Below are 2,636 nucleotides of genomic sequence, written 5' to 3'. Positions count from 1 at the left end.
ATGGAAAACTGGCCGCAGCCAATTTACAGCGCTGGCTGGATGGCAAACCGGATCTCAGTGTTAAGCCCAGTGCTATTATAGGCCATAATTATTTGTGGAGCGGTGACCAGCTTATCGAAGAAACGCCTCTGTATGCAGATGGTTCGCCAGCAGAGAGGCAGCGTATCCGCTGGCTCTACGAACCGGGCGCACTGACACCGTCAGCACGTTTTGAATACGGCAAGCTACACTATATTGTCAATGACCACCAGGGTACGCCGCGCGAGATGTTGGACGAGGAAGGTGGACTAGTGTGGGCTCAACGGCTGACCACGTGGGGCAAAGCCGAGCGCTCGCAAGTCATTGCCTCCAACGACCCTGATTATCACGTCAACTGCAATCTGCGTTTTCTGGGGCAGTACGAAGATGAGGAAAGTGGATTATACTATAACCGTTTTCGGTATTATGACCGGGATACAGGGCAGTACCTGACCCCCGACCCCCTGAATCTCGAAGGTGGCCTGAATCCATACGGTTATGTGCATAATCCGGCAAACTTTATTGATCCGCTGGGTTTAGCACCTTGTCCTGTTAGAGAAGTTAACGGAGCCAAGATTTATGGTACGGGGCAAAAAGATAAAACACCTGGCCATGACCAATTTTCAGAAGTAATAGCTAATAAGCTTGCCATGAGTGGTAAATTTGAAAAGATTTACTTAAATAGATCTTATAGTTTTGCTAATGGAAAGGGAACTTCAGGAAGAAGACCTGATATTATGGCCGTTGATGTTAATGGTAAAGTTCATTCAATTGAACTAGCTTCAAAGACTGACATGGGTAAGAAATTACCAACACTAACTACGCGTAATGAAACAGCCATGGATAACTTACCTGCCAATAAACAAGGCGAGATCTTAGTTTTTGAACATCCATATAAAGCTAAGGATATGAAATCAATGTTAGATGACTTAATATCAATTATATAGGAAAAAGTTATGTATACAGGTATAGCGATATATAATTCAAACAAACTTTCTCCAATGACAGCCTATGAATTAGGTAGCTTATTTTTTAGTATTTTTGATATTACAATAACCGGTGCAGGGTATTTCAAATATATAAAAAATAGCGCTCATGAGGGAGATCATGACTTAGTAGAAATCTCATTTATTGAGCTAAAAGAGAAGATTTTCACTCAAGAGGCAACTGCTTTCAGAATTTACTCTGAGCAAGAAAATCATACTCCGTGGTTATCTTCCTTTGGTTATATAACAAATGAATTTGGTGGTTTTTACCATATAGATATTCAATTTCCTAATGCAAACGGCAATAATGATAAAATTATTTCATTTATTAAATTATTAGTTGAAAAAATTAATTTTTCTTATGGAATAATATATGATACTGATAAGATAACAAAAGCATTCTATTATGCAGGGGGAGATAATCTAACGAGTATATATCCATATGAAAATCCATCTATTTTTAAAAGGGAAACACCAGGAAGATTTAATGGCAAGGAACGATACAATAATAGCATGCTAAGAATGGTCTATCCTTATAACATTATCAATAACTCTCACCTTGAAATTAAGATTGAGAATATTAACTTAAAAAAATGGATACTAAGTGACAAAGAAAATGGCTCCTTAGAAAAATTAAATGATGAACTTTGGTTATGGAAGGTAGAAGAAATCTATCTTGATAAAGTCAATAAAATTTGTGGGGAAGCAGACATTTTAATAGCTTGGAAAGCTCTATCACCTAAGAAAATAACAAAAAAATCACCTTGATTAAGGGCCGGAAGAATCTAATGCTCTTCCGGCTTATTGTATATAGAAAACCCCCTGCTAGGCAGGGGGTTCCGTAGAGCTTTCAGCGATAAATCCGCTATAAAAACCCCTTTTGATTTGTTAAAACACCTTGCGGTCTGGCAACTGCAAAAGTGAATCAAGAAATCGAAAGGGGGTCCCACAATGAGGGATGAAAAGAGCTTAGCGCATACCCGATGGAACTGTAAATATCACCTAGTCTTTGCCCCAAAATACCGAAGGCAGGTGTTCTATGGAGAAAAACGCAGAGCGATAGGCAGCATATTAAGAAAACGCTGTGAATGGAAAAACGTGAACATACTGGAGGCGGAATGTTGTGCGGATCACATCCACATGCTTCTGGAAATCCCGCCCAAGATGAGTGTGTCGAGTTTTATGGGGTATCTGAAGGGGAAAAGTAGCCTGATGCTTTATGAGCAATTTGGTGATCTCAAATTCAAATATCGCCATCGTGAGTTTTGGTGTAGAGGGTATTACGTTGATACAGTAGGAAAAAATACAGCGAAGATACAGGAATACATAAGGCACCAACTGGAATCGGATAAATTGGGAGAACAGTTATCGATCCCGTATCCAGGTAGCCCGTTTACGGGCCGTAAGTAATCAATAGAATGCAAATGTCAGATTGCGATGCGCCTGTTAGGGCGCGGCTGGTAAGAGAGCCTTACAGGCGCATATGAAAAACCCCCGGCTATGCCCTGTCTCTTCTACACAAATCCCTCGATTGAATCGAGGGATATTTTTGAACCTTTTTCTGCCTGGCTGATCTCAACAAGAAATACCACGTTGAGGTAACGTATGATGTTTTCTACAAACACTGAGCAA

Annotated in this window: 3 protein-coding genes; all 3 read left to right on the top strand. The window is 40.1% G+C overall.

Features of this window, described 5'->3' with window-relative positions:
• A partial coding sequence (locus tag Xenpb_RS19135; protein ID WP_255523215.1) for an RHS repeat domain-containing protein occupies positions 1-965 on the top strand: 965 nt, incomplete at its 5' end.
• Between the two features lie 9 nt (positions 966-974).
• Positions 975-1,772, top strand: coding sequence for a hypothetical protein (locus tag Xenpb_RS19130; protein WP_255523214.1), 798 nt, complete (start codon positions 975-977; stop codon positions 1,770-1,772).
• Between the two features lie 183 nt (positions 1,773-1,955).
• Positions 1,956-2,414 (top strand): IS200/IS605 family transposase, encoded by a 459-nt coding sequence (gene tnpA, locus Xenpb_RS19125; RefSeq protein ID WP_187655707.1) that lies wholly within the window; start codon positions 1,956-1,958, stop codon positions 2,412-2,414.
• The last annotated feature ends 222 nt before the right edge of the window (positions 2,415-2,636 follow it).

Source organism: Xenorhabdus sp. PB62.4, assembly GCF_014467285.1.
GTDB lineage: Bacteria > Pseudomonadota > Gammaproteobacteria > Enterobacterales > Enterobacteriaceae > Xenorhabdus.
Note: the sequence above shows the minus strand (reverse complement) of the source record. Positions and strands in the feature narration are given on the sequence as shown.